This is a genomic window from Zavarzinia sp., from assembly GCF_041650655.1.
Classification (GTDB): Bacteria; Pseudomonadota; Alphaproteobacteria; order Zavarziniales; family Zavarziniaceae; genus Zavarzinia.
Genome location: NZ_JBAZKR010000019.1, coordinates 1 through 26,123 on the forward strand (window position 1 = coordinate 1; position 26,123 = coordinate 26,123).

Consider the following 26,123-nt stretch of genomic DNA (forward strand, 5'->3'; position numbering starts at 1 on the left):
CGGCGATCGGAGTGACCACCGAGATGCCGTTGATGGTGAACAGCGCCTCGCCCCAGTTCAGGATCTGGCTGCCGATCTTCACGCTGAACGGCCGGTCCAGCAGGGTGAAGTTACCGCCGATGTAATAGTCCAGGATCTCGGCGCCGGAATCGGCCCGCTTCTTGGCCCAGGGCGTATAGCCGCCGTTGGTGAAGGTGCGATCCGCCGAGTCGAAGGTGGCAAGGTCGTTGTCGGACGCGACCGAGTCGTAGAACGCCTTGGCGCGCGTGAAGAGGTAAAAGTTTTTCCATTTCAGACTGAGCTCGGCAGTCGCCTGCGAGATCTGGCTGATCATGTCGTATTTGTCGAAATTGAAATTGCCGTCGTCGTTGCCGGCGGAGATCATCTTGCCGCCGTAATAATAGCCGTAGTTTCGCGGGTCGCGGTCGGCCATGCGGAACTGGGCGCCCGACGACAGCGAGACGATCAGCGAGCCGCTGATTTCGTCCGTGAGGTCGAATTCATAGGCGCGCGCGGTCGCGGCGAGGCCGGCGGCCAGGGCCAGGGCGGCGGCGGCCGTGGCGATCCTGCGGGCCGATCGTCCCCGGCGGAAGTTCTGAGCATGGAACGACGGGCGACCCGAACCGGACTCGACAGCGCAGGCGGATTCGCCCACGCAACGCGGCGCAACCTTCATTTTTCCCCCCTGGCGGATCCGGCCCCGGCTCGTCGTCCGGTGGTCCGTCCCTCCCCGTCGCTATTGTTGCCTGCGTGGACCGTGTCTCCGGCCTTCACGCGGGTTCTTTGATATCCGTCCAATTAAATGCAAAGCGCGCGCCGGCAAAAGCGAAACGCCGCGTTTTCGCCCAAACTGGTAACAAAAACAGAAAGGGCGCGACCTTGGCCGCGCCCTTCCCCGATTTGCTGTGAATTGCCGTCAGCGGGTGCCGAGGCGACGAATGGCGTCCGGCGTAAACTGGGACGGATCGACGTCCTGAGCATTCAGGGTGAACTGCTTTTCCTCGTTCTTCAGGGCGAAGACGACGTAGCGGCCGGACTGCAGGTCGTAGGTCACTTCGAGCGCCGAAGAGCAGAGCGGCAGTTCATAGGCGTTGGAGATCGGGCCTTCCTGGGCGCGCCAGAGCTGGCCGCGGCTGTCGTAGAGGTCGACCTGGGCGATGTTCCAGCTGTCCTCGTCGAGGTAGAAGGTACGGCGGCCGTAGACGTGACGGGTGCCTTCCTTCAGCTTGGCATCGACCACCCAGACGCGGTGCAGCTCGTAACGCCCGAGGTCCGGATTGAGCACGTTCGGCGTCAGGATCTCGGCATACTTCGCATTGACCGCGTAGTTATTGTAGCCGATGTACAGTTCCTTCTTCGGCAGCAGCTCGAAGTTGTAGCGGTCGGTGGCGCCGTTGTACATGTCGAACTGGTCCGTGGTGGCGAGACCGTCGGTGTTATACAGCGGGTTGTCGTAGGCCAGTTCCGGGGCGCGCAGCACGCGACGGGTGCCGGGGTTGTAGACCCAGGCCTGGCGCGGCATTTCCTTGGCGTTGATGGTGTCATGCACCAGCACCACGCTACCCGCGAGACGGGCCGGCGAAGTGGTGATGTTGACGTAGGAAATGCCGATGTTGTTGAGCTGCTTGATATCGGTCACGTCACCCACGGTCGAGAGGCCCGGACCGTTGTAGTGGAAAATGCCGAAGTCTTCGTTCTTGAACAGCGTATAGGAACCATCACGGTTCACCGCAGCGGAGGCGAAATAGCGGCGGAACTTGAAGCCGCGATAGCGCAGCCGGTGGTTCCAGATCGCCTCGACGCCGTTCTTCGGAATCGGGAACGGATTGCCGACCAGCGCGTCGGTGAGACCGTTCTGGTCGTCGGTCATGGTCGCCGTGGTGGCGTTCTTGATCGTCGCCTGATAGACGCGTTCCGGCAGCGAGCACGAGCGGCGGGTCTGGAAGATGCGCAGCTTGGCGGCCGGATAGGTCTTCAGCAGGGCGATCTGGCCGGCCGAGAGCTTGTCCTTGTACTGGTCGACGTTCTTGCCGTCGATCACGAACTTGACCTGGTCGCCCGGGAACGGATCGACATATTTGCCGCCCGGGGTATAGCCGGCCGGCGGCGCCTTCAGCCCGCCGTCCCAGGCCGGAATCGAGCCGTCGGCATTGCCGGCCTTGATGGCACCGAGCGGCGTCAGGTCCTTGCCCAGATGGTCGGCTTCCGACTGGGGCACCTTGGCATAGGCCGACGCGCCGGCGATACCCGCCAGCATCAAGCCGGCGAGCGCGGCCATTGTGCGGTTCATTATTGTCTCCTCCTCAGAGTCACTCTCAGTCGTTTCTAGAACTGATAGTTGAAGGTCAGGCCCACGAAATCGCGGTCGAGGTACGGGTTGCGCGATCCACCGTCACCACCGCCGCCACCCCAACTCTTGAAGTAGTTGACGGTGACCGAAGTGTTGGCGAGGTAAGCCGCCTTAAGCTGCAGGTTTACCGAGTTGACGCTCTTGGTGAAGCCGGGCTGGGGCGACGGTGTCGTACCGAACAGACCCGCCGAGAAGCCAATGCCCGGAGTGAGTGTGACGCCCGTCAAAATGTCCGGATAATCCCAGAAGATCAAGCCCTGGACACCACCGGACCAACGCGTCGGCTTCTTTCCCGTGGCCGGGAAATAGAAGCCATCGATGCCATAGTCCGGCAGATCGGTCGCCAGCAGCGCCGGAACCACGGTCAGCCCCGCGACCGTCAGCGGCGCGGTGCCGAAGCCGCTGTAGCCGAACTGGCCGTAGGAGGCATAGGAGATCGACTTGTCGAGGTCGAAATACATGGCGCCGAATTCGACCAGCGCCGTCACCTGCGAAGCACCGAGCAGGGCGGTGAGCGGGTCGGTCTCGGCGAACAGCTTGGTGAAGCGCATCGCCGCCAGCCACATGTCCTGCTTGCGGTCGAGATAGACGGTGTCCGGGCCGCTGCCCGACAGGCTCGGCGTCTCCTCGCCGGGGACCTTGACGATGGGGGCGATGCCGGGATTGCGCGCCGGCAGGCCGAGCGCGGTGATCGGCGCATCGGTCACCGGGTCGATCGGCACGCCGCCGGCGGCGTCGTAGGTGCGCACGACGAAATCGGTCTCGGACACGAAGACCGGCACATTGTGCTTGTAGGACATTTCGAAATTGATCGCGACGCCGGTCCACTCTTCGAGAGTGTTGAAGGCGAAGCCGATCATGTCGATGCCGGACGGATAGTATTTGTGCAGGATCGTGCGGTCGAGATTGTCGAGCACGGCCGAGCGCGGGTAGGTGCCATAGACGCCGCCCGAGCCGTTGCCGATCAGCGAGTCGACCAGCGGCTGCGCCAGGGGATCGACCAGGGCCTGCACGATGTCCGTCACGGTCGCGCCGACGCCGGTCTGCAGGAGGCCGCTCAGCGCGGTCGAGAGGCCGTTCAGCTGGGTGACGCCGAGGCCGCTCAGCACGCCGCTCAGCAGGGCCGGCGCATTGGTCACCAGTTCCGTGCCGCTGACATGGCCGGTGCCCTGGGCGTCATGCGGGACCACAGCCTTGATCGAGGGCAGGCGGCTCGTATAGCGCATGTAGTAGAGTTGGAACTCGGTATTGTTCAGCTCCGGCACCAGGGTGCGCAGGGCGACGCCCCAGTCGTTCACCGAATCCGGCTTGTCGTCCTGGAGCCGCATGTTGACCGAGACCATGCGCGGCCCGCCGACCGCGTTCGGCCGGTCGAACTGTGCCGTGTCCTGGCCGGTGCCGCCGTTGTAGCTGCGCGTATCGCCATAATCGGTCAGCACCGAAATGCCTTCGGCACCTTCACAGAGCGCATCGGTGAAGGAGAAGAAGCTGCCGCAGGCATCGAGCTTGAAGGGCTCGAAGCCCCATTGGTAGAAGGCTTCGAGCGAGGTCCCCTCGAAGAGGTCGATCGAGGCCGAGACCATGGGCACCGGCACCAGTGCGTCGCGCAGCTCGGCGCCCGGCGTCCGGATCTTCGAGACGTCGATCGGATTGATCACCGAGATGCCGCCGATGGTGAACAGGGCCTCGCCCCAGTTCAACACCTGGTTGCCCACCTTGACGACGCCGTAGTGACCGCCGAGGTCGAAATTATAGCCGACCAGATAGTCCATCATCTGCGCGCCGTAGCGCGCGTCTTCCTGGGCCTTCGGGTTGTATTCCCCGCGATAGGGCCGGGCCGAGGGGCCGTTCTCCGCCAGGTCGTTGAAATCGGCCACGGCATCGTAGAAGGCGGTGCCCCGCGCATAGACGAAGAAGTCGCGCCACTTGAGGCTGAGCTCGGTCGAGATCGAGCTGATCTGCGAAAACAGGTCGTATTTGTCGAAGTTCAGGTTGCCGTCGTCGGTGCTGGCGGCATGCATGGTGCCGCCGTTGTAAAGGCCGACGTTGCGCGGATCACGGTCCGACACGCGCATCTGGAAGCCGGTCGACAGCGAGGTGATGATCGAGCCGGTGACCTCGTCGCTCAGCTCGAAATCCACGGCCAGCGCGGGCACGCCGAAGCCGAGCGCCACGGCAGCCGTCAGCATCGGCCAACGCAGCCGCAGACGGCGCTTCCCCGGTGAGAATGGCGTCATTTTTTCGGCGGCGGTCGGCGACATCGCGCGCCGGCGCGACGTCCCGCTTTCGGCGGTACCCATTTCCTAAGCTCCCCTCCACTACACCCGTACAGCTCGGCCTTGCCCAGATTGGCGGACCGGCGGCCATTTTTTCGCCCGTAACGACGGGACGAATTTCTTTTAAGGCATAGCGGGGGTGGTCTGTCGCGTCAAAATGAATCCGAGCGATCACCCAAACAACCCAAAACGGGTTGGTCGCGCGTTCGATCGTGAACCAGATTCAGCGTCATTTTTTTGCGGTGCCGTCAGAAGACGTAGGAAAAGGACACTCCCATATAGTCGTGGTCGATATAGGGATTGCGGGATCCGCCGGGTCCACCGCCGGCGCCCCAGCTCTTGAAATAGGACAGTTCGAGCGAATAGTTGCCGCGATACTCCGCCTTCAAAGCCAGGTAGAGGCTGTTCATGCTCTTGGTGAAGCCGGGATTGGGGGCCGGCGTGGTGCCAAAGAGGCCGGTCTGGAAGGCGAGAATGGGCGTCAGGTTCACGCCCGAGCTGAAGGCGTCAGGATAATCGGCGAAGACCAGGGCGGTGATGCCGCCGGACCAGCGGGTAGGCGGCTTCCAGGTCGGCGGCACGCGCGGGTCGCCCGCCTCGTCCAGCTTCTGCGGCGGCAAGAGGGTAACACCCGGGGCGGCATTGAGCGGCCGGGTCTGGAAATTGGTGAAGCCGTTCTGGCCGTAGGACGCATAGAAATACTGGCCGTCGGCATTGATGTCGAAATAGAAGGCCGCCGCTTCGGCCAGCACGGTCATGGCATTGGCGCCCAGGGCCGAGACCAGCCAATGGGTGGTGGGCAGGATCTTGGTGACGCGCAGGTTGGCGTTCCACATGTCGTGCGGCTCGTCCAGGCGGAGCGTCACCGGGCCGTCCGGCAGGTCGTCGTAGGGGTAGCCGGTGTCGACATAGGGCGCGATGCCGAAGGCTTCGCTGGCCAGCAGCGGATTGCCGCCCGCCGAATTATAGGTGGTGAAGGCCAGCGTCCCTTCCGAGAGCCAGACCGGCACATTGTGCTTGTAGGAAATCTCGCCGTTGACCGCGATGCCGAGGGGATCGACCGTGGTGTTGAAGCTCAAGCCGTAGAGCTCCACCCCCTTCGGGTAGTAGAGGGTCAAGGTGCCGTGATCGAGATTGTCGAGCACGACCGAGCGCGGGAAGGTGCCGAAGCGCGGGCTGTTGATCAGCGGCAGGCCGAGCAGCTCGCCGGTGCCCGGGTTGAGATAGTCGGAATGGGCTTTGATCGACGGCAGGCGGCTCTGGTAGTTGACGTAGTAGAAGCCGAATTCGGTGTTGTTCAGCTCCGGCGCATAGTAACGCAGGGCGATACCCCAGTCGGTATGATGGCTGGAATCGTCGATCCCCATGTCGGCCGAAAGGCCGTCATAGGCCGCACCATTGTCGTTCGGGTCGTCGTGGCTCACCCAGTAGGAGCGCGAGTCCCTGTAATCCGTGCCGACACCGACGCCGCGCGTCCCCGTGCAATAGGCATCCGTCTCCGAGAAGAAGCTGCCGCAGGCATCGAGCTTGTAGGGCTTGAAGTCCAGGGCGACGAAGCCTTCGAGCGAGAGCCGGTCGGCCAACTGGTAGGACGCCCAGGCCATGGGGATCGGGATCAGGGCGTCGCGGAGTTCGGAGCCGGGCGCCCGGATGCGGCCAACGTCAATCGGATTGATGACCGAGATCGCGTTGATAGTGAACAGCGCCTCGCCCCAGTTCAGCACTTGGCTGCCCAGCCGGAAGGTCAGCGGCCGGCCGGCGATGTCGAGATCGCCGGTGACGTAATAATCCTGCATTTCGGCGTCGTAGCGGGCGAATTGCTGACCGTCCATCGCGTAGCTGCCGCGCATCGGCCGTTCTTCGGGGCCATTGACCGCCAGCTTGTTATGGTCGGCGATATAGTCGTAGAAGGCCGTGCCGCGGGCATAGAGGCCGAAGTTGCGCCAGCGCAGATTGACCTCGCTGGTTACGGTGCCGATCAGGGTGATCAGGTCGTATTTGTCGAAGTTCAGGTTGCCGTCGTCGTTGCCGGCGGTGGGCATCGCGCCGCCGTTCGAATAGCCGATGTTGCGCGGATCGCGGTCCGACATCCTGACCTGCGTACCGACAGACAGCGAGGTGATGATGCTGCCGGTCACATCGCCCCATTCGACGTCGACCGCCTGCGCGATGCCGGCGCCGAGCAGGGCGGCGCAAGCCACAGCCGTTCCGCAGGCAATCCCGTTCGGCGCGGCACGCAGCCCCGCCCATCCCCTGTTTCGTGCCATCCAGACGCTCCCCCGAGCGACGGGGGGGTCGCTCGCCGCCCCTCCCCGCCTGTGCGAATTTTTCGCTTCTAATGAGAATTGTTCCATGCAGGCCGGGCGCTTGTCGCCTGCTGTTGGCGTCAATTTTCAGGTAATAGGGACCAGATCGGTCATATCTCGCGGGGGCGTCGAAGAACAAAAGAAACGGGCGGCCGAAGCCGCCCGTCCGTCAGGTCGAAGGCTGCCGTTCAGCGCGTGCTGAGGCGGCGGATGGCGTCCGGCGTATAGCGTTCCGGCTGCAGCTCGGTGACGTTGGTCTGGATCGGCGTCTCTTCCATGTTCATGGTCTGGGCGAGATAACGGCTCGACTGCAGATCATAGTCGATTTCGAAGACCTGGTTGCAGGACTGGGCGTCGTAATAGTTCAGGATCGGCGCATCCTGAACCCGCCAGAGCTGGCCGCGGCTGTCGTAGAGCGAGACATTGGTGAAGGTCCAGCTGTCCTCGTCCTGGAAGAAGACGCGCTTGGCGTAGATGTGCCGGGCGCCCTCGCGCAGGTTCGCCTCGACCACATGGACGCGGTGCAGTTCGTAACGCATCACGTCCTGGTTCGGGTGGTTCGGGGTCAGGAAGTCCTTGTAGGTGGTCGAATTGGCCTTATAGGCGTTGTAGCCGATATAGGCCTCCTGGTTGCCCGTGTGCTTCCAGGTGTAACGCTCGGGCGAGCCGTTCATGACGTCGAACTGGTCGATCGTGGTCAGGCCGTCGGCATTGGTGCCGGGATTGTCGAAGGCGAGATCGGGGGCGCGCAGCACGCGGCGGGTGCCGGGGTTGTACTGCCAGGCCTGACGCGGGCCGTCGGCATCGTTGATGTTGTCGTAGACCAGGATGATCGAGCCCGCGATGCGCGCCGGCGCCGTGGTCATCGACAGATAGGTGATCCAGACGTTGTTCAGCTGCTTCAGGCTGGTGGCGTCGCCCTCTTCGCGGAGCCCCGGCCCCATGTAGTGCAGGATGCCTTCGTCCTGGCTCTTGACCAGATTGTAGTCGCCGTTGCGGTTGACCGCGGCGAGCGCGAAGGCGCGGCGGAACTTGAAGCCGAGGCGCGGCCGGAAGCGGTGGTTCCAGAAGAACTCGACCCCTTCGGTCGCCAGCGGGAAGGGCACGCCGACCAGACCCTCTTCGAGGCCGTTGCCATCGGCCGAGAGCTTGGCGACATCGGCGTTGCGACGGTTGGCGTCATAGACCTTCTGGCTGTAGCCGCAGCTCCGCCGGGTCTGATAGACGTTCATCTTATAGGTCGGATAGGTCTTCAGCAGGGCGATCTGCCCGGGCGACAGCTTGGCCGCATACTGGTCGACATTCTGCCCGGTGATGGTGAATTTCACCGGGTCGGAGGCGAAGGGATCGACCAGGCGCTGGCCGGGCTGGAAGCCGGCCGGAGGCGCCTTCAGGCCGCCGTCCCAGGCCGGGATGGAACCATCCGCATTACCGGCCTTCACCGCCCCATGGGGGTGAGGTCGGTGCCCAGCCGGGCGATCTGATCGGCGCCGCCCTTGGCCAGGGCCGAGCCCCCGGCGACCGCCAGGCCGAGGCTCAATCCGAGATACGCAAAACGTTTCATGCTGTGTCTCCCACTTGGGCCGCTCGCGGGCGGCCCGGTTCGTTCTTTTTCTTGTTCCCGTTTGCCCTTCGCCCCCCGATCAGAACGAATAGGAGAGGGTCATCTGGAAGAAGTCGCGGTCGTTCAGGAGGTTCTGCCGGCCGGCGCCGAAGTAGTCCGTGTAACCGATGGAGGCCTTCCAGGCGAGAAGGTATTCGGCGTCGATCTGGAAGGTTATCGCACTCGCGTGCTCGGTATAGCCGCCGGTCAGCGGCGTATTGCCGAACAGGCCGGTCTGGAAGCGGACGCTGGGCGTCAGGTTGATGCCGGCGATCGCGTCCGGATAGGCGGCCGAGACGACCAGGGTGAGACCGCCCGACCAGTCGGTCGCCGGCTCGTATTTGCTGTGCAACGGGTCGGTGGCGGAACCGTCGTCCGCCTTGCCTGTGCCCGGCGCGTCGAAGGCCAGCACGCTCTTGTCCGGCAGGTTGACGTAGACGCCGCCGAATTCCATCAGCAGCGACATCGAGTCGGCACCGATCACCGAAACCGGGAAGTCCGAGGCGCCGAGCTGCTTGATGCCGCGGAGCACGTAGGTATAGACGTCCTCCAGGGTGTAGCCGGCGAGGCGCGTGCCGGGCCGGAGAGTGCCGATCCCGAGGTAATCGCTGAGCTGGTTCTTGTAGGACGGGCCCGCCAAGCTGCAAGGCACGCTGATCGCCGTCGGGATCAGGCCGCAGGCGAAGGCCGTGGCCCAGGTCTCGCCGTCGATCAGGACCGGCAGGTTGTGGTGCAGCGCGAGTTCGCCGGCGAGGGAGACGCCGAGCGCGTCCAGCGTCGTGTTGAAGCTGGAACCGATCATCTGGACGTCGCCAGGGTTCTCCAGGACGATCTGGCTGTTGCGCGCGTTCTGCTGCACCGCCTGGGCGGTCGCGAGCGACGTCGCCTGGGACTGGAAGGCCGCGACGCGGGCACCGAACTGAGCCGGCGTCTCGGTCCCCGGGTTGAAGGGATTCGCGGTAACGTAGTTGGTAACGGCGGTGGTCACCGTAGCGACCACCGCCGCGTTGCCGACGTAATGCGCCGAATCCGCCGTGTAGAACACCGGCACCGGGCTGCGCGGCTGGATGTTGGCGAAGTAGAAGCCGAATTCGGTGTTGTTCAGCTCGGGCGAGAAGTAGCGGGCGGCGACGCCCCAGTTCTTGCCGTCCGAGTTGATCTTGTAGTCCGCCTGCGGCACCGAGAGGTTGACGTTGCCGATGGCGAAATTCGTGGCGTCGGGCGCGTATTGGTCGTAGTCGCCGTTGGCGCCGAAGCCGGTGCCGCCCTGGCCGCCGATGTCGGTGGTCGAGAAGAAGCTGCCCGCGGCGTCGGTCTTGCTGCGGCGGAACTGGAACTGGTAGAAGGCTTCGACGCTGAGACCGCCGCCCGCCTCGAAGGTGGTGAAGATCGCCGGCATGGAACGGATGGCGTCACGGATCTCGGCGCCCGGCACGCGCAGCTTCGACTGGTCGAAGGAATTGACCTGGGCGAGAGAGAGCGGGGTCACCGCGGCTTCGCCCCAGTTGATCGTCTGCTGACCGAGCTTCACGGTGAGCTGGCGCTCGCCGATGTCGAAGGAGCCGCGCACCCAGAGGTCTTGCAGCGCGTAGTCATAGGCGGCGGCATTCTGTGCCGCATCGGTCTGCCGCCCGGAAAGGTCGCGGTAATTGGCGACATAGGCCGGGTTGCCGCCCTGCTGATCGAAATCGCCGTGGTCGTAGACATAGTCGTAGAAGGCCTGGGCGCGGACATAGGCGGTGAAATTCTGCCAGGTCGCCGTCGCCTCGCCCTGCACGCGGACCGGGGCGTAGACGAAGTCGCCCTTGTCGAAGTTCAGGTTGCCGTCGTCGCCGTTGCAGGTGGTGGCCGAGCCGCCCGGATAGTTCTGCGGGCAGATCAGGCGCGGATCGCGATTCTGGGTGCGGATGCCGAAGCCGGTCGAGATCGTCACCTGCGTGTCGACCTGGACCTCACCCACCGCGAAACTGCTGGCCCGTGCCGGGCCGCCCTGCATCGCCAGGCTCGCGGCGACGATGCCGGCGCCCAGCGCTGTTGTCGACGCGAGACGCGCACGAAGAGTACCGACGTTTTTCAACATTGCCTCCCACCCCTGATTCCCGATCCCCTGCCGGGATTGTTGTTGTTGGCGGCTGACCGCCTTATTGCATTGCAGCAATGCGCAAGCTGCATGTCTTCCTTACCCGACACCGTTCCCAAAACGGTGTCAAGTCTCCACCGTTGCGCCGCGGATCCTGTCGCATCGCAACAGTGGCGTTTCGGCAACAGCGCCGAAAACCGCAGCGCAACAAAGGGTTAGCGCTGACGATTTGTCACCGCCCGCCTGGACGCACGTCATAGTGGCACAGGTCGAAAGCCTCGGCAATTAATACCCAAAATGGCTTCTTTTTTCCTCGGCGGCATGGCGTTCCGGGCCGGAACGCCATGCCGAAGACTCATGCGGCGTTGAGCCGCAGGCCCGGCCGCGGCCACTCCAAAGCGACCAGCCGACCGGTGCCCGAGAGGGTGACATAGGCGGTGCGCAGGTCATCGCCGCCGAAGCAAATGTTGGTGGTCAGCGGGTCGGGGAAAGGAATATGGGTCACCTGCCCGCCGTCGGGCGCCACGGTGGTGATGCCGCCGTTCACCAGGGTGGCGACGCAGACATGGCCGTCGCCGTCGACGCCCAGGCTGTCGAAGAGGTTGAGCCCGCCGGGCGCCAGCAACAGCCGCCCGGTATGGCCGAGCAGGTTGGGCTCGCCCCCGATCCGGCCGGGCCCGGTCACCGTGAAGGCCCAAACCCTGCCAGTGAAGGTCTCGGCGACATAGAGCGTGCCACCGTCGGGCGACAGGCCGATGCCGTTCGGCGCCTGCAGGGGGAAGATCACTTCCTCGATGAAACTGCCGTCGGGCTTGGCATAGAAGACGCCCGTCGTGTCGCGCTCGCGTTCCCGTGACTTGCCGTGGTCGGTGAACCAGAAGCCGCCATAGGCGTCGAACACCAGGTCGTTCGGCCCTTTCAGGGCGATGTCGCCGGCATGGGTATAGAGCACTTCCGCCTTTCCGGTCGAGAGGTCGACCCGCTGGATCGAGCCGCCGGCATAGTCGTGCGCCTGATGCCCGGGCACCAGCAGGCCACCGAGGTCAGTGAATTCGAAACCGCCGTTGTTGCAGACATAGACGGCGCCGTCCGGCCCGAGGGCCGCGCCGTTGGGTCCGCCACCCAGGTCTGCGACCACGCTGGTGCGCCCGTCGGGGCGGACGCGGGTCAGGCTTCCCCGGGCGATCTCGACCACCAGAAGGTCGCCGTCGGGCAGCACGACGGGCCCTTCCGGGAAACGAAGCCCGGCACAGATCTCGCGAAACGCTGTCACTTTTCCCTCCCTTTGGCGGCGGAGCGGGTGCTTTTTGTCTTTCCCCGCGCGCGCTGAACGGTAACTTTGCCCGAACCCCGGCATCAAGCCGAACGAGTCGACAGCCCGGCCCCGCCGCATCCCGCCGACGCAGAGACAGGACCGATGACCCGCCTTCGCCGCAAGCTCTCCGCCCCTGCCGCTCTTTTCGCGGCCGGGCTGACCTGCGCCCTGGCCGGGCCGGCCGCCGCGGTCCAGGTCGACGTCGGCCAGGGTCAGTCGCTCGAACTGGCGCCGCCCGCGGGCTATTGCGCACTGGACGAGGCGCGCCCGCCCGAGGCCAATCTGATTCGTGCCATGCGCGGTGCGGTTGGCGAGACCATGCGCGTCGTGCTCGCTTTCGGCGACTGCGGCGAACTGGTCGAACTGCGTGACGGCAAGCGCCCCCTGCTCGACCATTTCGGCCAGATCCTGCTGGTCGCCCAGGGCGACAAGGTCCAGCGCATCCCCGAAACCCGCGCCAACTATCTGGCCGCGGTGGCAAAGCCGATGCCGAGCGCCACGGTGGCCGATATCGCCGCCAACGGCGAAGCGCAGATGAAGGCGGGCAAGCCGTCCGACCGGCCGAAGCCGATCTTCGCCGTGCTCGGCCGCGACGAACTCGCCCTCTACATCGGGACCACCAGCCTGCAGGGCGAAGGCGACGAGAAGACCCTGGTGGCCGGCCTCGCCGGTGTCACCCTGGTCCATCAGATTCCGGTCAACATCAACATCTTCGGCGCCTATGCCGGCGACAAGGCGTCGGGCGCCGCCGCCCTCGACAGGCTGGTCGAGCAGATGACCGCGGCCATTTCCGACCTCCAGTTCACCAATGACGACGTCGACATGCCGGCGCCCCTGCCGGTGCCCAGCCGCAACGAATGGCGTGCCATGGGCTCGACCGCCCTGGTCGGCGCCGTGGTCGGCGGCCTGCTGGGCGGCATCGGCGCCCTCGCCCTGGTCTGGCTGCGCCGCCGCCGCCGTGCCGCCCAGGATGACGCCGTCCACCTGGACGAGACCCCGCCTTCGGCCGAACCGCCCGCCGCCGAAGCCTGAGCCCGCTTGGCGCTTGATCTCCCCCGGCAAGCGCGCGAGGCTCTAACCCTCGGAAACTTTGGGGGATCCCGTCATGTTCTCTGGCATTCGCGCGGTCTTCGGCCTGCGCACCCTGGCCGTGGCCGCTTCCGTCGTCGCGGCGCTCGGCCTCTCCTCGGCCAATGCGGCCGAGAAGGTGGTCCGCATCGGTACGGAGGGCGCCTATCCGCCGTTCAATTTCGTCGACTCGAACGGTGAGCTCCAGGGCTTCGACACCGACATCGCCAAGGCGCTGTGCGAGAAGATGAAGGTGAAGTGCGAATTCGTCGCCCAGGACTGGGACGGCATCATCCCCGCGCTGCAGAGCAAGAAGTACGACGCCATCATCTCCTCCATGTCGATCACCGAGGAACGCAAGAAGATCGTCGACTTCACCGACAAATATTACGAGACGCCGACCCAGTTCGTGGCCGCCAAGACCGCGGGCGTCACCGACACCTCGCCGGCCGCGCTGAAGGGTAAGACCCTGGGCGCCCAGTCCTCGACCATCCAGGCCGACCTGCTGGATGCCCAGTACAAAGACTCGACCATCAAGCTCTATGCCAAGGTCGACGAAATGTATGCCGATCTGACTTCGGGCCGTATCGACGCCGCCCTGGTCGACAAGCTGGTCACCTTCGAATGGCTGAAGACGCCGGGAGCCGCGGGCTACGACTTCGTCGGCCCGGCCATGCTGGAACCCCGCTCGATCCTGGGCGACGGTGTCGGCATCGCGGTGCGCAAGGGTGACGACGAACTCCGCCTCGCCCTCAACAAGGCGATCAAGGACATCGTCGCCGACGGCACCTACAAGAAGATCAACGACAAGTATTTCCCCTTCTCGATCTACTGATCGGGGGGAGACGGGGGCGGCGGTGCCGCCCCCGCTGTCGTCGCGCCCGGCTTCGGTACCGCTCAGTCGGCGGCGACCGGGACCAGCTTGTTGCGGGCGGCGCTGCGCATCGACTTCTGCAGCTTGTCGAAGGCCCGCACCTCGATCTGGCGCACGCGCTCGCGGCTGATGCCGTATTCCTGGCTCAGGTCTTCCAGGGTCACCGGGTCTTCGACCAGGCGGCGGCGGGTCAGGATGTCACGCTCGCGGTCGGTCAGGCCACCCATCGCCTGGGTCAGCAAGCTGCGGCGGATGTCCATCTCTTCGCGGTCGACCAGGCGTTCCTCCTGGTCCGGCGTCTCGTCCACCAGCCAGTCCTGCCATTCGCCCTCGCTGTCGGCGCGGAGCGGCGCGTTCAGGCTGTGGTCGGGGGCAGCCAGGCGGCGGTTCATCGAGACGACGTCGGCTTCCGGCACCGCCAGCTTGTGGGCGATCTGCTTCACATGCTCCGGCCGGAGGTCGCCTTCCTCGAAGGCTTCGAGCTTGCCCTTCATGCGTCGCAGGTTGAAGAAGAGCTTCTTCTGTGCCGCCGTGGTGCCAATTTTCACCAGGCTCCAGGAGCGCAGGATATATTCCTGGATCGCCGCCCGGATCCACCACATGGCATAGGTCGCGAGCCTGAACCCCTTGTCGGGCTCGAAGCGCTTCACCGCCTGCATCATGCCGACATTGCCTTCCGAGATCAGCTCGGAGACCGGCAAGCCGTAGCCGCGATAACCCATGGCGATCTTGGCCACGAGGCGCAGATGGCTGGTGACCAGACGGTGGGCCGCGTCGGAATCGCCATGCTCGCGCCAAGCCTTGGCGAGCATGAACTCCTCCTCCGGCTCCAGCATCGGGAACTTGCGGATCTCGGCGAGATAACGGCTGAGGCTGCCCTCGTCCGGCAGGGCGGGCAGTTTCATCGTTGTCGGGACACTCATCGGACTACCTCCTGGCGATGGCCGGGATCGGAACGCTGGCACGCGTTGCATTTCGAAAGCAAAAAGACGGCAGATTGCCCTCGTCGTGCAATACCTGACTGCGGCAATCGGATATAGGCCATTGTTTAGATCCGTTCCAAGCTGTCAAGTAGTTCGCTCATATCGCTCGGCAAGTTACTCTCGAAATGCAGCATTTCGGCGCTTCTCGGATGACGGAAGCCGAGCAGCCATGCATGCAGCGCCTGCCTGGGGAATGCCCTGGCCGCCGCCGGCGCCCCCTTGGGCGCCCGGCCGTAGACCGGATCGCCCACCAATCCGTGGCCGAGGGAGGCCAGATGGACGCGGATCTGGTGGGTCCGCCCGGTCTCCAGCCGGCAGTCCATCAGCGCGGCGACCGGCGGCGCACCGAAGCGCCGCTCGACCCGCCAATGGGTGATGGCATGCTTGCCGCCCTCGACGATCGCCATCTTCTTGCGGTCGGCGCGGGAGCGGCCGATCGGCCCGTCCACCGCGCCCGCATTGCTCTTCGGGCTGCCCCAGACCACCGCCTTGTAGCCCCTTTCGAGATCGTGCCGGGCGAAGAGATCGGCCAGGAAATGATGCGCCGTCTCGCTCTTCGCCACCACCATGAGGCCCGATGTGTCCTTGTCGATCCGATGCACGATGCCCGGCCGCTCCACCCCGCCGATCCCCGAGAGCGAACCCCGGCAATGGGCCAGCAGGGCATTGACCAGGGTGCGGTCCGGATTGCCCGGCGCCGGATGGACCACCAGGCCTGCCGGCTTGTCGATCACGATCAGGTCCTCGTCCTCATAGACGACCGTGAGCGGGATTTCCTGCGCCTCGGGCGTCGCCGGGGCCGCGGGGGGCACGCCCAGGGTGATCACCTGGCCCGGTTTGACCCTGGCCGAGGCGTCCTCTATGGTCGCGCCGTCGACGGTCGCCTGGCCGGTCTCGATCAGGCCCTTGAGGCGCATCCGGCTGAGGCCGGTCGCCCGGGCCAGGAATCGGTCCAGTCGGTCACCACCGTCGGTTTCGTCCACGGTCACACGATGCAGGGTTTCGAGCGCAGCCATCATGTCTGAAGAGTTGCCCGCCAACCTCCGCCGGCTCAAGGCCGTCGTCGCCATTCTCGGCATCATTTTTTGCGCGCTGCTGATCCTGTTCGGTTATGCGATCGTGACCAGGATGAACGGCAAAAAAGGCGCGGTTGCGGCGAGTGTCGCCCTCGCGCCCGGCGAAACGGTGCTGGACATGGCCTCGACCGCCGACCGCGTCGTGCTCCGCCTCCGTGACGCCACCGGGGCCGAGCGCCTGCTCTATATCGATCCGCAGACCGGCGCCTCGCTCGGCGCCACCAGCCTCGTCACCGCGCCGTGAGCGCGGCCGACCTGCTGCTCCACGACGGCGCCCTGGCCGCCCTCCGCGCCCATGCCGCCGCGGCGGCCCCCCGCGAAGCCTGCGGCCTGCTGGCCGGCCCCGCGGGCGATGCTGCCATCGCCGACGAGGCCCTGCCCTCGCCCAATCTGGCGCCCGCGGGTACCGAAGACGCCTTCGAGATCGACGCCGCCCTGCATCTCGCCGCCCAGCGGGAGCAACGGGCGCGGGGCCGCCGCGTCGTCGGCATCTATCATTCCCACCCCCGTTCCGCCCCCCTGCCCTCGGCCCGCGACCGCGCCGGGGCCTGGGACTTCGGCCTGGTCTGGCTGATCGTGGGGCAGGACGGCGCTTGCCGCGCCTGGTGGCCGGGGCCACAGGGTTTCGTCGAAGCGCGTATCGTGAGGGCGTCATGAACTTCTCGTCGGACAATGTCACCGGGGCCCACCCGAAGATCGTCGAAGCCCTGGCCGAGGCGGCCGCCGCCGGCCCGATGCCGCCCTACGGCGCCGATCCGATCAGCGAGCGCCTGAATTCCCGCCTGGCCGAGCTTTTCGAGCATGAGGTCACGGTCTTCCCGGTCGCCACCGGCACCGCCGCCAACGCCCTCTCCCTCTCGGCCCTGTGCCCGCCCTGGGGCGGCGTGCTCTGCGCCGCCGAGGCCCATATCGATGCCGACGAATGCGGGGCGGTCGAGGCGATCGGCGGCGGCACGCGGCTGATGACCATCGAGACGCCGGACGGCCGCCTGACGCCGGAAGCCCTGGCCCGCCGCCTTGCCCCGATCCGGCGGGGCGACCAGCACCAGGTCCAGCCCGCCGCCGTCTCCATCACCCAGGCGACCGAGACCGGCACGGTCTATGCGCCGGACGCCGTCGCCGCCCTCGGCGCCTTCTGCCAGGCGGAGAAACTGCGCCTGCATATGGACGGGGCGCGCTTCGGCAATGCCGTGGTCTCGCTCGGTTGCACGCCGGCCGAGGTGACCTGGAAGGCCGGGGTCGACGTGCTCTCCTTCGGCGCCACCAAGAACGGCGCTCTGGCGGCGGAAGCGATCATCTTCTTCGATGCCGCCCTGGCCGAGAATTTCCTGTTCAGGCGGAAGCGCGCCGGCCATCTCTTCTCGAAGATGCGCTTCCTCTCGGCCCAGCTCGACGCCTATGTGGCGGACGGGCTCTGGCTCGCCAATGCCGCCCATGCCAACGAACAGGCGAAGCGCCTCGCCCTCGGCCTGATCGATCTGCCCGGCGTCGACCTCGAGCAGGCGGTCGAAGCGAACGAGATCTTCGTCCGCCTGCCCATGGGCGTGGCCGGTGCCCTCTATGCCGCCGGCTTCCATTTCTATCCCTGGGGCGCCCCGCCGGAAGGCGACGCCCCCGGCCTGTTCCGCCTGGTCACCGCCTTCGACACCGACCCCGCCGCGGTCGACGCCCTGATCGCGACGGCCCGGAAGGCGACCGAAGAAAATACTTGATCGCGGCTTCGGGAGAGGCTATCAACGCGCCTCTCCCGGCCTGTCCCCATCGTCTAGAGGCCTAGGACATCGCCCTCTCACGGCGGTAACAGGGGTTCGAATCCCCTTGGGGACGCCATCCGCCAGGATGGCCCGCGACCAGGCCCGGCAGAGCGTCTCTCATCTCAGATGATCACTCCCCGTCAGTCGCGGCCACGGCCGCGAAGACCGGACGTTTGCCGCGTGCTTGCGGCCAGCCGCAGGCGCAGCCGAAGCCGTGCAGGGGGCCGGGAGCCGGCCCTTCGGGCACGGCTCCCTCGGCCGGCGGCGGGGCTTGGATGCCCGCCATCGCGAGGCGGGCGGCCCGGATCGAGCGGGCGACCAGCATGGCCCTGGTCTGGAAATCGCACATCCGCGCCGCCCCCCGTGGCTATTTCAGGACGATCGGATTGACCGGCGAGCCGGTGCCGTTCACCACCTTGAGCGGGGCCGCGGCATAGAGGAAATCCCACTGCCCGTCGGCCGAACAATCGTCCGACAGTTTGCGCAGGTCGCAGATCTCGGTGAAGGTGACGCCGAGGTTCCGCATCAGCGCGCAGTGGAGCGGCAGGGCGACGCCGCTGACCGGATCGACCGTCACTTCGTTGGCGATCGTATCGGTCACCAAGTTCGGGATCTCCATGGCGCGGAACCATTCGACCAAGGCGGGCGAATAGGTCAGGCCCGGCTCGACGAAGCCGTCGTAGAACTCCTCCTTGCCGTCGCGGAAATAGGTCTCGATCCAGCCGGTGCGGATGACCAGGATGGAACGCGGGGTGATCTCGACGCCCTGCTTCGCCGCCGCCGCCATCAGGTCCTCGTGGTCGAAGGTCTCGCCCTTTTCGAGGTTTTCCTTGCCGCGATACTTGGCCATGTCGATCAGCACGCCGCGGCCGACCACGCCGCGTTCGGCGATCGGCAGCACGCTGGCCTTGGCCATGCCGCCGATCGTGCTGTTCGCGTCGTAACCGTTGTAGAGCTGGCCGTCGTACCAGACGTGACCCAGCGCGTCATATTGGGTCGAGCCCTGGAGGAAGGCCGACATGGCGTCGTCGGCATAATGGAGGCCACCCGGGAAGCTCGGCCCCTTGCCGACGGTCCAATAGCCTTCGTCGAGGATCTGGTAACGCTCGGCGCCGCGCCGGCCCGGCCACACCGGATCGCCCACCGGATTGCCCATGGGCACCTGCAGGGTGAAGACCTTGCCGGCCCGGACCAGGGCGACGGCCTGCAGCACTTCCGCGGCACCGAGGTAGTTCAAGGCGCCGAGTTCGTCGTTCGGGCCCCATTTGCCCCAATTCTTGGGCGCGTCGCGCAAGAGGTCGCCGACATAGGGCGCTGGATTGGTCATGTCTCTCTCCCTGGTTATGGTTGGTTCAGGCCTGCGGGCGGTCGCGCAATTCGCGGCGCAGGATCTTGCCGGTCACGGTCTTGGGCAATTCGTCGAGGATTTCGACGATGCGCGGATATTTGTAGGCGGCGAGGCGTTCCTTGCAGAAGGCGGTCAGCTCTTCAGGGGTTACGCTCTGGCCCGGGCGCAGGCTGACGAAGGCCTTCACCGTCTCGCCCCGGTAGGGGTCCATGACGCCGACCACAGCCGCCTCGCGCACGGCACCATGCTCGTAGAGCACATCCTCGACCTCGCGCGGCCAGACCTTGTAACCGGCCGCGTTGATCTGGTCCTTCTTGCGGTCGACGATGTAGAACCAGCCCTGGGCATCCATGTAACCGACATCGCCCGTATGGAGGACGCCACCCGGCATGGCATGGGCGGTCTCTTCCGGCTTGTTCCAATAGCCGGGCACCACCTGGGGCCCGGCGGTGACGATCTCGCCGACCTCGCCCACGGGCAGGTCCCGGCCGTCCTCGCCGACGATGCGCACCACCGTGTTGAACACCGGCACGCCGACCGAGAGCGCGCCCGAAGCGGCATCGACCGGCGCCTCGGTGCCGAGCGGCACGCAGTGCGACGGCGACGTCGTCTCGGTCAGGCCATAGGCGTTGTGGATATAGTGGCCGAACTGCGCCTCGAAGGCCTTGGCGATCGAGGGCGGGATGGGCGCGCCGCCGGACGCGACCTTGCGGAGCGAGCTCAAATCGGCGGTGGCCGCATCCTTGTGGTTCATCAGGGCGATGAAGGCGGTGATGGCGCCGATCGTGAAGGTCGGCCGTTCGGTCGCGATCGTCTCCAGCACCACCGAAGGCTCGAAGCGATACATGAGCACCAGGGGGGCCGCCAGCAGCAGGGCGAGGGCGACATGGCCGATCAGCCCGGTGATGTGAAAGAGCGGCGCAATGCCGAGCACGACGTCGTCCGAGGTCAGCCCGCACCAGTCGCGGTAGGTCTGGGCGTTGAAGACGATGTTGCCGTGGGTGTTCATCGCCCCCTTGGGCGCCCCGGTGGTGCCGGAAGTATAGGTGAGGATGGCCGTTTCCCCGGGCGCGAAGGTGACCGGCGGCACCGGCCGGCCGCGATAGGCCGCGAGCAGCGCATCCATCGCCTCCGTCCCGTCGAAACGCTCGCGCGTCATGCCGGCGAACAGGCGGGCATCGTCGTGCCCGCGGTATTCCAGTTCGGACGTGGTGATCACGGTGGTAACATTGGTGCGCGGCACCACCTCGGCCGCGACGTCGCGGTAGAGCCCTTCGAGGCAGACCAGCACGGCCGCGCCGGAATCCTTCAGCAGCAGTTCGAGTTCGCGCTGGCGGTTCATCGGGTTGATCGAAACGGCGATGCCGCCCGCCTTCCAGGTGCCGACCAGGCCGATGACGAATTGCGGCACGTTCTGGAGATAGAGGGCGACCCGCTCGCCACGGGCGAAGCCCCGGTCGAGCAGGGCGGCGGCGAAGGCATCGGTCAGCGCGTCGAGTTCGCCGTAAGTGATGCGCCCGCCGAAGTAACGGATCGCGTCGCCGTCCGGATTGCGCGCGACCGAGGCCCGGAACAGGGCCAGGGCATCGCCGAATTCGGGCGCGATCTCGGCCGGCCGGCCCTCGGCATAATGGGCCAGCCAGGGTTTCGTTTCGTAGATGCTCATCCCTCACCTCTCACCGAAAGACCGGCGCCGAGAGGATGGATGGACACGCAATGGACCACTTCCCGCACTCTCCCCGGTCTTGTTGTCGGGGGGCGGCTCGAGACCGCCCCCTCGTTCTTCCGGGGCGATGCTTGGTCTTTCTCAATGGAACCGGAATATGGTTTCGGCGGCCGGCGGCGGCTTCATGTCCGAAATTCTAGGGTCGGGCGCGAATTCCTAGAGTGCGGCCGTCAGCCCGCCTGGCGGAAGGCACGGGGCGAGCGGCCGACGACCCGCTGGAACAGGGCGCCGAACTGGCTTGGCCCGCCGAAGCCGCAGGCGTCGGCGATCGCGGCGACCGGCATGTCGCTGCCGAGCAGCAGGGCCTGCGCCTTGGTGATCCGCTGATCCAGGACATATTGATAGGGGGCGACGCCGAAGCTCTGGCGGAAGGCGCGGCCGAAATGGCCGACCGAAAGACCGGCCAGCGCCGCCATTTCCTCGACCCTGATGCGCCGCCCCAGGGAATCGCGGACGAAGCCCTCGATGCGCCGGCGGATCGCCGGGGCGAGACCGGCGGGATGTTCCGCCGCCACCTCCGCCCGGCCGTATTTGCCCTGGAAATAGGCCTGGGTCGATTGGAGCAGGGACGGCAGGGCGGCCGCCGCGGTCGAGCCTTCGCGCAGGATCATGGCGATCGTGGTCGCATATTGCCACAGCACCGGGTCGCGGAAGGGCGTGGTCACGCTGCCCAGCCGTTCGGCCGCGAAATCGAATTCCGGCCCCAGGTAGATTTGCAGCATCTCGAAATTGCCGGTGAAGCGCCAATCGCATTCGAAGCCGGGCTCCAGCAGCACGGTGGTGCCGCGCGCCGCCCCGCGCCAGACCGACCGGCCGCGCACGATCTGTTCGAGCGTCGAATCCCCCTGGAGCGAGATCGCCAGAAAACGCCGCCTATGCCCCTCGAAAACCCGCAGCCGCGGCGTCTGGCGCCACAGGGCGACGCTGGGTCCGGGGTGGTCGGCGGGTTGCAGGCGCGCGACCGGGGACGTATCGGCAAAACGTTTCACCGCGTCGACGGTCTGTTCCAAATCGAAATCGATACTCATGACGGCCCACTCCCTTGCGCGGGCCGCCTCGTACCGGGCGGGGGATCGAGCCCTTGTCCCGCTTTTCCTCTTGGGTCTGCCGGCCAGAGTAATCCGCCACCGGCACCGGCGCCAGTGCCACTGGCCGGCGGCCATTCGATCGATCCGCGCATAACTCTAGGGATTCCCGCACCGCCGGCCCGGTCGCGGGGCGTGCATGGCAGGGCTTCGGGCGCTCGACAGAGCCCCGACCCTGCCCCATTCTGAAAAGCCATGCGCTTCTCCGTCCGCCACGAAACCCTCTACAGCTATTCGGTGCCGATCCGCCTGGCACCCCATGTCCTGCGCATGACGCCGCGTGCGCTGGGGACGGCGAACCTGCGCCAGGAACTGATCGTCGATCCCCTGCCCTGGCGGCGCAGCGATGTGCTCGATCGTTTCGGCAATCCGATGACATTGGTCGATTTCAGCGGCGACACCGACCGCCTCGGGATCGTGAGCCATTTCGAGGTCGAGACCCGGGCGGTGCCACGGCCGGCCGACGACGGCTCGCTGCCGCCCCTGCCCTGGTCCCCTCTGGGCGGCGACCTGGCCGAATATCTGCTGGCCGACGATGCCGACTGGACGGTGCGCGCCTTCGCGATCGACATCGCCAATGCCGCCGGCAACAGCGCGCCCGGCTTCCTCGACCTCTTGAACCGCACCCTGTTCGCCCGGACCGACCGCCACATCCGGATCGAAGGCGCCGCCCAGTCGCCCGCCCATACGCTGGCCAGCGCCCGGGGCGCCTGCCGCGATCTTTCCGTCCTGTTCATGGCGGCCTGCCGCTCGCAAGGCATCCCGGCCCGTTTCGTCAGCGGCTATCAGGCCGAGGCGGAGAGCGTCGACGGCCGCCGCCATCTCCACGCCTGGCCGGAAGTCTTCCTGCCCGGCCTCGGCTGGATCGGCTACGACCCGACCCACGGCCTGCCCGTGGGCGAAGGCCACGTCGCCCTGTCCGCCGCCCCCAACCAGGCGGAGACCATGCCGGTCGAAGGCGGCTTCTATGCCAATGGCGTGACCGCGACCCTGACCTACAGCGTCACCATCTCGACCGGCGCCTGAGCCGAACGGTCGAAGGCGGCGAGCACCAGGCGCGCCGTCCGGTAGTCGCCGAAGCGCCTTATCTCCTTCTCCTTCAACACGCGGAAACTCTCGGACGGCGGCGCCGCGTCGAGAATGTGGCCGAGTTCGTCCCGTGTCAGGCCGTAGGCATGGGCGAAGAAGGCGTCCAGCTCGGCCCGGAGCAGGGCGCGGCGCCCCTCGTCGAAGCCGAAGGGCAACCCGTCGTGGCCGAGATCGCGGGCGAAGCCCCGCAAACCTTCCGACGTGTAGAAGAGTTCGAGCAGCCGGGGCCGCAGGAAGCCGATTTCCGCCGCACCGTAGAAATCGGGCGGCAGCAGGGGAAACTGCTCGACCAGGAAGAAGTTCAGGTTGGCGCCGTTGACCTTGGTCCTGGCGCAATAGTCGGCCACCAGGGAATTCATATTGGCGATCAGGCAGGCCAGGCGGAGCGGGGCCATGCCCGGCGCCAGGATCACCGGGGCACTGTTGCCGACCCCGGCCCGGGGCAGCACGGTGGCGATCAGCGTGCGTTCGTCGGTCGCCCGGCCGATGCCGCGAAAGGCCGGCAGCCAGTCCCGCGTCCAATCCTGGGCACGCAGCCGGGCCGCCACCGCCGTGGCCGCGATCCGGTAGCGGGGCGCCGGCTCCCAGGCCGGATCGGCCTTCAGCGCCGGCCCGGGCTCGACCGCCCGCCCGTTCGCGAAACCGGCCCAGCGATGGTCGAACTGATGCAGCATCTTGGCTTCATAGAGCGGCAGCAGATCCTCGCCGCCGTCGTCGCCCGGGCGGAACGACGCGCTGTCGTTCGACATGTCGAACAGCCGGAGGAAGCCGAGGCCCCAAGGATTGCCCCCCGCCCGCGTGCGGTCCAGGAGCACCGGCACCCGTGCCTGGATGCGCCCCACCAGCGCGGCGTCGGCGGCGGTGCGGAACACCGGCACGGTGTGGCTGTTCGGATTGAGCCGCGCGATCGCGGCCGGCGACAGGATGAAGCGTCGCGTTACGTCCGCCGCCTCTGCCGGGTCCTGGAGGAAGAAGGCGAAATGCGCCGCCGCCGAACCCGCGGCCAGCGTGAGCAGGCAGAACTTGAAACGGGAATCGACGGCCGGGAAGAGCCCCGCCCGGTTCTCGAAATCCAACAGTTCGGCCAGCCGGCCGCGCGCCAGGAGATCGGCGAAGAAGGGTGCCGTGGTGACGTCGGTGGCGATCCCGCTCGGCACGATCAAGCCGGCCCGGCCGCCCGGCCCGGTCAGGCGGTCGACCAATTCGGCGAACAGGGCATAGGTATTGACGTCGCCCCGCCCGGTCAGCGGGAAGCGGCCGCCCGCCGCCGGGTCCAGGCGGACGAAGGCGCTGAGCGCTTCGGCCCGGCCCTTGGCCGCGTCATAGGCGGCGGACAGGGTGCGTTCGGCGCTGTCCGGGGCGGCTTGGCGGAGGGCGGCGATGCCCCGGCTGCGCGCCGCCTTGGTGCCCGGGCCGGCGAGATCACCGGCTTGGCCGGCGAAGAATTCGACTTCCTGGAGCTTGATCCGTTCCCACGGCGGGTTGCACAACACGGCATCGAAGCCGCCCCGCGCCATCACTTCGGGGAAGGCCAGCGGCCAATGCAGCGGGCGGGCCGCCGCCACCGCGGCCGCCACCGCCGGATCGAGCGGCGCGCGGGCCAGCGCCGCCGCCAGCGTCGCATTGGTCGGCACCGGCACGCCCGGCCGCTTGGCCATCACGAAGGCGGCGACATAGGCATCGGCCGCCGCCCCCCAGCGGTCGCCGGCCTGAACCGGCGGCGCTTCCGCCCGGTTGCGGCGAGCGAGTGCCCGGGCCACGACCGGATCGTCCCCCGCCCGGAGATCGAAGGCTTCATCGGGCAGTCCCCGTTCCAGCACCCCACCGTCGATCAAGCCGAGCAGCGCATCGCCGCACAGGATCCGGCTCTCGACCGGCCGACCGGCCTCGAGCCGGAGCGCCGCCCGCGTCAGGTCGACCGCCAACGGGTCGAGATCGACCCCGGCCAGACAGGCGGCGGCCAGCGCGAAGGCATCGTCGGCACGGCCCGCCCGGCGCAGCCGCACCGCGATCCGCCGCCCCGCGGCGAGCAGGAAATGCCCGGCCCCGCAGGCGGGATCGAGCACGCGGATGGCCGAGAGGGCCGCGACCGGATCGGCCGAATGCGCGGCCCGGTCGAGCACCGGCGCCAGCACCCGGTCGAGCAGCGCATCGACCAGCGGCGCCGGCGTATAGTAGCTGCCCGAGGTCTTGCGCCGGTGGCCGGCCGGCAGGTCCAGCAGGGCTTCATAGGCGGCCCCCGGCGCATCCACCGCCACCGCCGCCCAATCGGGCCAAGCCACCCGGTCGGCCCAATCGCCGTCGTCCAAAACCGGAAACAGATCGGCGGGCGCCATAAGGCCGCGCGCTGCCGCCATGCCGGCGAAGACATGGCCGAAGACGCGGCGCAACGCCGCCTCGCCATCGTCCCCCACGGCCGCCAGCACGGTCAGCGCCTGGCGGACCGCCCCCACGAGCCCAGCTTCAAGCCCCGATTCCATGGCCGCCATCATGACGGCACCGGCGCGGTCGGCCAACCCGGCCGCGCCGGGATTGCATCGCACCGGTGCCTGCCCCTAACCTCTCGGTCATGAGAAGACTTTCTTCGTCTCGTCCGCGCCGCCCCACCGGCAATAACCGCCGCCGGCGGAACGCGGGGCAACCCGTGCCATCCCCCCGCCCGGCAGCGTGGCGGAAGGCGGACGGGGCATCGGGCGCCACCGTCCTCTATCTGACGATCGAGACCGATGCGGCCAATGCCGAGGAATGCATTCGCGCCGCCCTCCCCGAAGGCAGCCGCTTGCAGATCCAGCCGGCGACCGGCGGCACGGCCAGGCGCTCCGCGCCCCCGCCGCCGGGGCCAGCGGCCGCGGCGGAAGGCACCCTGCCCGAACTGACCGCCCGCCAGCGCGAGATCCTCGACCTGCTCGCCCGCGACCTGTCGAACAAGGAAATCGGCCGGCTGCTGTCGCTGTCCCATTTCACGGTGCGGAACCATATTTCGCAGCTCCTGCGCCTGCTCGGCGTGCCGACCCGCCGCGCCGCGATCGAAAAGCTGAACCGCCTGCGCCCGCGCGGCTGACGCGGCGCCCCAGCGTACTGGTACCGCGCCGGGTCTTGTGCCGGTTCGCAGCGCGCCCGAGGCTGAAGCCCACCACCCGATCGGAAGCCCCGCGCCCCATGCCCCAGCCCTCTTCATCCCCGCACCGGC

22 protein-coding genes and 1 tRNA gene are annotated in these 26,123 nt (G+C 67.0%); 8 read left to right on the forward strand and 15 right to left on the reverse strand.

Features of this window, described 5'->3' with window-relative positions; all coding sequences use genetic code 11:
* The 8 genes from WC493_RS06125 to WC493_RS06160 all read right to left on the reverse strand — a co-directional run.
* The coding region (locus WC493_RS06125) for a DUF1302 domain-containing protein (protein ID WP_373063603.1) at positions 1–676 on the reverse strand (676 nt) is incomplete at its 3' end.
* A gap of 240 nt (positions 677–916) precedes the next feature.
* The gene (locus WC493_RS06130; RefSeq protein ID WP_373063605.1) at positions 917–2,290 is read right to left on the reverse strand and encodes a DUF1329 domain-containing protein; all 1,374 of its coding nucleotides are present in this window, start codon (positions 2,288–2,290) and stop codon (positions 917–919) included.
* A 35-nt stretch (positions 2,291–2,325) separates the two neighbouring features.
* On the reverse strand, positions 2,326–4,539 hold the full coding sequence (locus WC493_RS06135) for a DUF1302 domain-containing protein (protein ID WP_373063607.1): 2,214 nt from the start codon (positions 4,537–4,539) through the stop codon (positions 2,326–2,328).
* A gap of 335 nt (positions 4,540–4,874) precedes the next feature.
* Complete coding sequence (locus WC493_RS06140; protein ID WP_373063609.1) at positions 4,875–6,827, reverse strand: DUF1302 domain-containing protein; 1,953 nt, start codon at positions 6,825–6,827, stop codon at positions 4,875–4,877.
* A gap of 293 nt (positions 6,828–7,120) precedes the next feature.
* Positions 7,121–8,374: a DUF1329 domain-containing protein gene (locus WC493_RS06145; RefSeq protein ID WP_373063611.1), complete on the reverse strand. Its 1,254-nt coding sequence runs from the start codon at positions 8,372–8,374 to the stop codon at positions 7,121–7,123.
* On the reverse strand, positions 8,371–8,496 hold the full coding sequence (locus tag WC493_RS06150) for a hypothetical protein (protein WP_373063613.1): 126 nt from the start codon (positions 8,494–8,496) through the stop codon (positions 8,371–8,373). The genes WC493_RS06145 and WC493_RS06150 overlap by 4 nt, the downstream gene beginning before the upstream one ends.
* 79 nt (positions 8,497–8,575) lie before the next feature.
* Positions 8,576–10,615: a DUF1302 domain-containing protein gene (locus WC493_RS06155; protein WP_373063615.1), complete on the reverse strand. Its 2,040-nt coding sequence runs from the start codon at positions 10,613–10,615 to the stop codon at positions 8,576–8,578.
* Between the two features lie 355 nt (positions 10,616–10,970).
* A complete protein-coding gene (locus WC493_RS06160; protein ID WP_373063617.1) occupies positions 10,971–11,888 on the reverse strand; it encodes an SMP-30/gluconolactonase/LRE family protein in 918 nt (305 codons plus the stop codon).
* Positions 11,889–12,032: 144 nt separating this feature from the next.
* Between WC493_RS06160 and WC493_RS06165 the strand changes: the two genes are divergently transcribed.
* A complete protein-coding gene (locus WC493_RS06165; protein ID WP_373063620.1) occupies positions 12,033–12,962 on the forward strand; it encodes a hypothetical protein in 930 nt (309 codons plus the stop codon).
* Positions 12,963–13,035: 73 nt separating this feature from the next.
* On the forward strand, positions 13,036–13,833 hold the full coding sequence (locus tag WC493_RS06170; RefSeq protein WP_373063622.1) for an ABC transporter substrate-binding protein: 798 nt from the start codon (positions 13,036–13,038) through the stop codon (positions 13,831–13,833).
* A gap of 62 nt (positions 13,834–13,895) precedes the next feature.
* Here WC493_RS06170 and rpoH read toward each other — a convergent pair whose 3' ends face one another.
* On the reverse strand, positions 13,896–14,795 hold the full coding sequence (rpoH, locus tag WC493_RS06175) for an RNA polymerase sigma factor RpoH (protein WP_373063624.1): 900 nt from the start codon (positions 14,793–14,795) through the stop codon (positions 13,896–13,898).
* Positions 14,796–14,920: 125 nt separating this feature from the next.
* Positions 14,921–15,874: an RluA family pseudouridine synthase gene (locus WC493_RS06180; protein ID WP_373063626.1), complete on the reverse strand. Its 954-nt coding sequence runs from the start codon at positions 15,872–15,874 to the stop codon at positions 14,921–14,923.
* On the opposite strand from WC493_RS06180, the gene WC493_RS06185 reads away from it, so the two are divergent.
* From WC493_RS06185 to WC493_RS06200, 4 genes are all read left to right on the forward strand, one after another.
* The gene (locus WC493_RS06185; protein WP_373063628.1) at positions 15,873–16,175 is read left to right on the forward strand and encodes a hypothetical protein; all 303 of its coding nucleotides are present in this window, start codon (positions 15,873–15,875) and stop codon (positions 16,173–16,175) included. The two genes, WC493_RS06180 and WC493_RS06185, sit on opposite strands and share 2 nt — an antisense overlap.
* Entirely contained in the window at positions 16,172–16,588 is a 417-nt protein-coding gene (locus WC493_RS06190; RefSeq protein WP_373063630.1) for a M67 family metallopeptidase, read from the forward strand. The genes WC493_RS06185 and WC493_RS06190 overlap by 4 nt, the downstream gene beginning before the upstream one ends.
* Entirely contained in the window at positions 16,585–17,643 is a 1,059-nt protein-coding gene (locus WC493_RS06195) for a low specificity L-threonine aldolase (RefSeq protein ID WP_373063632.1), read from the forward strand. Before WC493_RS06190 ends, WC493_RS06195 begins: the two co-directional genes overlap by 4 nt.
* A gap of 42 nt (positions 17,644–17,685) precedes the next feature.
* Positions 17,686–17,761: transfer RNA gene (locus WC493_RS06200), tRNA-Glu, on the forward strand.
* Between the two features lie 54 nt (positions 17,762–17,815).
* Here WC493_RS06200 and WC493_RS06205 read toward each other — a convergent pair.
* The 4 genes from WC493_RS06205 to WC493_RS06220 form a co-directional block, all read right to left on the reverse strand.
* Complete coding sequence (locus tag WC493_RS06205) at positions 17,816–18,034, reverse strand: hypothetical protein (protein WP_373063634.1); 219 nt, start codon at positions 18,032–18,034, stop codon at positions 17,816–17,818.
* A gap of 18 nt (positions 18,035–18,052) precedes the next feature.
* Positions 18,053–19,012, reverse strand: a complete 960-nt coding sequence (locus tag WC493_RS06210) for a cyclase family protein (protein ID WP_373063636.1) — start codon at positions 19,010–19,012, stop codon at positions 18,053–18,055.
* Between the two features lie 25 nt (positions 19,013–19,037).
* A complete protein-coding gene (locus WC493_RS06215; RefSeq protein ID WP_373063638.1) occupies positions 19,038–20,699 on the reverse strand; it encodes a class I adenylate-forming enzyme family protein in 1,662 nt (553 codons plus the stop codon).
* Between the two features lie 230 nt (positions 20,700–20,929).
* Positions 20,930–21,787 carry a helix-turn-helix domain-containing protein gene (locus WC493_RS06220; RefSeq protein ID WP_373063640.1) on the reverse strand — a complete coding sequence of 286 codons (858 nt, stop codon included), beginning with the start codon at positions 21,785–21,787 and terminating at the stop codon, positions 20,930–20,932.
* Positions 21,788–22,039: 252 nt separating this feature from the next.
* On the opposite strand from WC493_RS06220, the gene WC493_RS06225 reads away from it, so the two are divergent.
* A complete protein-coding gene (locus tag WC493_RS06225) occupies positions 22,040–22,870 on the forward strand; it encodes a transglutaminase domain-containing protein (protein WP_373063642.1) in 831 nt (276 codons plus the stop codon).
* Here WC493_RS06225 and WC493_RS06230 read toward each other — a convergent pair.
* Entirely contained in the window at positions 22,840–25,413 is a 2,574-nt protein-coding gene (locus tag WC493_RS06230; RefSeq protein WP_373063644.1) for an Eco57I restriction-modification methylase domain-containing protein, read from the reverse strand. The genes WC493_RS06225 and WC493_RS06230 overlap by 31 nt on opposite strands.
* Positions 25,414–25,577: 164 nt before the next feature.
* Here WC493_RS06230 and WC493_RS06235 point away from each other — a divergent pair, with 164 nt between their 5' ends.
* On the forward strand, positions 25,578–25,994 hold the full coding sequence (locus WC493_RS06235) for a response regulator transcription factor (protein WP_373063646.1): 417 nt from the start codon (positions 25,578–25,580) through the stop codon (positions 25,992–25,994).
* Positions 25,995–26,123 lie beyond the last annotated feature (129 nt).

What these genes read in the sequence shown, in the direction of transcription:
- WC493_RS06220 (WP_373063640.1), bottom strand. Translation starts at nt 21,787, where the DNA reads ATGAGTATCGATTTCGATTTGGAACAGACCGTCGACGCGGTGAAACGT.
- WC493_RS06210 (WP_373063636.1), bottom strand. Translation starts at nt 19,012, where the DNA reads ATGACCAATCCAGCGCCCTATGTCGGCGACCTCTTGCGCGACGCGCCC.
- WC493_RS06230 (WP_373063644.1), bottom strand. Translation starts at nt 25,413, where the DNA reads ATGGAATCGGGGCTTGAAGCTGGGCTCGTGGGGGCGGTCCGCCAGGCG.
- WC493_RS06180 (WP_373063626.1), bottom strand. Translation starts at nt 15,874, where the DNA reads ATGATGGCTGCGCTCGAAACCCTGCATCGTGTGACCGTGGACGAAACC.
- WC493_RS06155 (WP_373063615.1), bottom strand. Translation starts at nt 10,615, where the DNA reads ATGTTGAAAAACGTCGGTACTCTTCGTGCGCGTCTCGCGTCGACAACA.
- WC493_RS06135 (WP_373063607.1), bottom strand. Translation starts at nt 4,539, where the DNA reads ATGCTGACGGCTGCCGTGGCGCTCGGCTTCGGCGTGCCCGCGCTGGCC.
- WC493_RS06205 (WP_373063634.1), bottom strand. Translation starts at nt 18,034, where the DNA reads ATGTGCGATTTCCAGACCAGGGCCATGCTGGTCGCCCGCTCGATCCGG.
- WC493_RS06150 (WP_373063613.1), bottom strand. Translation starts at nt 8,496, where the DNA reads ATGAAACGTTTTGCGTATCTCGGATTGAGCCTCGGCCTGGCGGTCGCC.
- WC493_RS06195 (WP_373063632.1), top strand. Translation starts at nt 16,585, where the DNA reads ATGAACTTCTCGTCGGACAATGTCACCGGGGCCCACCCGAAGATCGTC.
- WC493_RS06170 (WP_373063622.1), top strand. Translation starts at nt 13,036, where the DNA reads ATGTTCTCTGGCATTCGCGCGGTCTTCGGCCTGCGCACCCTGGCCGTG.
- rpoH (WP_373063624.1), bottom strand. Translation starts at nt 14,795, where the DNA reads ATGAGTGTCCCGACAACGATGAAACTGCCCGCCCTGCCGGACGAGGGC.
- WC493_RS06225 (WP_373063642.1), top strand. Translation starts at nt 22,040, where the DNA reads ATGCGCTTCTCCGTCCGCCACGAAACCCTCTACAGCTATTCGGTGCCG.
- WC493_RS06130 (WP_373063605.1), bottom strand. Translation starts at nt 2,290, where the DNA reads ATGAACCGCACAATGGCCGCGCTCGCCGGCTTGATGCTGGCGGGTATC.
- WC493_RS06165 (WP_373063620.1), top strand. Translation starts at nt 12,033, where the DNA reads ATGACCCGCCTTCGCCGCAAGCTCTCCGCCCCTGCCGCTCTTTTCGCG.
- WC493_RS06215 (WP_373063638.1), bottom strand. Translation starts at nt 20,699, where the DNA reads ATGAGCATCTACGAAACGAAACCCTGGCTGGCCCATTATGCCGAGGGC.
- WC493_RS06185 (WP_373063628.1), top strand. Translation starts at nt 15,873, where the DNA reads ATGTCTGAAGAGTTGCCCGCCAACCTCCGCCGGCTCAAGGCCGTCGTC.